The organism is Bradyrhizobium sp. URHD0069 (assembly GCF_000701345.1).
Classification (GTDB): Bacteria; Pseudomonadota; Alphaproteobacteria; order Rhizobiales; family Xanthobacteraceae; genus Bradyrhizobium.
The window spans coordinates 1-1,199 of record NZ_JNIJ01000129.1; the positions used below are offsets into that span (position 1 = coordinate 1).

The following is a 1,199-nucleotide window of genomic DNA, read 5'->3' on the forward strand; positions in this document are numbered from 1 at the left end:
ATGTACGCTCTAAGTAACGCCCGGCGATTGTTGTTCCCGGCAATGCCGTGATCGAGAGAGGAGAAGATGCCCCATACTCGGTTGGTCACCCGTTCAACTGTAGTCTCATTCACCATGAGAGATCCCCTTTGGGGGACCAAACAGGTGAGAAGTCATTTGTTCCATGTGAAGACAGCTAACCCGGCTGAGCAGGTTCGTTCTGTTCCGCTGCCCTAATTGCGAGGTTAGCGAGTTTAGTTCGATGTTTAACGCCAGACTGCCACGCGACAATTACTGCTCTTGTCGCAGTAGACTGCGCCTCCTTAAACCGTCACGATCTTGGTGGTGCTGCAGTGACCATGCGACACGCCGCCCCCACCAGCGGCTGTTTCGGCGGGCTTTCGCCGAGCAAATTCCAGAACAGCTGATCCGCGCAACAATTTTGGGGCGTGCTAAGCCAATGTCCGTTCTTAAGAGAAGAGCGGAAGACATCTGCTCATGCTGAGTGTTTCTCAGTTTGACCCAACCGGACATCGACGGCGGTCGAGCCGAAGAGTAGACAAAGGCGGGGCCTTATGGCGCCAATGACCCACTCCGGACCTCATCATCACTAGAGACCGTTCTAAAGTCGAAAACCTTGATCAGATCAGGCTGGAGACGCGAGCGGCTTGCCCTTCTCTAGGACATAGGTGATTGCAATCTTAGTCTTCTTGTCACCGTTCTTACTGCCTGCATGTGGCGTGTTGGGCGGCACTTGGAAACCATCGCCCGGCTTCAGGGCGCGGGTCGGTTGACCTTCTATCGGCAGCTCAAGGCCACCTTCGATGATATAGGCGGATTCTATTCCTGGATGGGTATGCCGCGCGACTGTCACGCCCGCTTCTATTTCCGCTTCGACAATGATCGTCGCATATCCCGGCGTAGGACCGTCGGTCTGCGACAAAATCTTTCGTGTAACCCCGGGCGTCGCGGCAGGCGGCGTGCCTTGCGCCGACGCATCGGTGGCAATGAACCCCGTTACCGCGCAGATCGCGCAAGACGCAATCCCTGCAAAGTCTCGTCGTGTCAGCGGCATGGCTTTTCTCCCTGATCATTGAAGATTCGCAGCGTGTGCTGGCGCACACCACCGTGCGAGTGCTGGTAGCACCGGCAAAAAAGTACGTCGGTCTATTTAGGTGCGATGCCTGCCGACGGCTTCACGCTGCCGCTAAAGACAATCG

General features: G+C 56.1%; 1 protein-coding gene. It reads right to left on the bottom strand.

Annotated features, from left to right (window positions below; translation table 11 throughout):
- Positions 1-625: 625 nt before the first annotated feature.
- The gene (locus tag N554_RS0130580; protein ID WP_029586911.1) at positions 626-1,054 is read right to left on the bottom strand and encodes a cupin domain-containing protein; all 429 of its coding nucleotides are present in this window, start codon (positions 1,052-1,054) and stop codon (positions 626-628) included.
- Positions 1,055-1,199 lie beyond the last annotated feature (145 nt).

What these genes read in the sequence shown, in the direction of transcription:
- N554_RS0130580 (WP_029586911.1), bottom strand. Translation starts at nt 1,054, where the DNA reads ATGCCGCTGACACGACGAGACTTTGCAGGGATTGCGTCTTGCGCGATC.